This is a genomic window from Flavobacterium celericrescens (assembly GCF_011392075.1).
Classification (GTDB): Bacteria; Bacteroidota; Bacteroidia; order Flavobacteriales; family Flavobacteriaceae; genus Flavobacterium; species Flavobacterium celericrescens.
The window spans coordinates 1-222 of the sequence record NZ_JAAJBV010000037.1; the positions used below are offsets into that span (position 1 = coordinate 1).

At 37.8% G+C, this 222-nt stretch carries 1 protein-coding gene; it reads right to left on the bottom strand.

Going from position 1 to position 222, the window contains the following annotated elements; all coding sequences use genetic code 11:
* The coding region (locus tag G4L40_RS13275) for a hypothetical protein (RefSeq protein WP_207785392.1) at positions 1-222 on the bottom strand (222 nt) is incomplete at both ends.

Below are 222 nucleotides of genomic sequence, written 5' to 3' on the forward strand. Positions count from 1 at the left end.
GTGCATCATTTGTTACACTAACTACCGAACAATTGTCTGTAGTTACAGCATTTCCTAATACCAAGCCTGTTGTTGTACAACCTGTATTAGTAGTTGTATTGATAGCAATTGGTGCTACGATAGTAGGTAACTCATTATCTTCTACCGTTACTACTTGAGTAGCAGTTGCTGTGTTACCTGAACCATCTACTATTGTCCAAGTTACTGTTGTACTTCCTATTG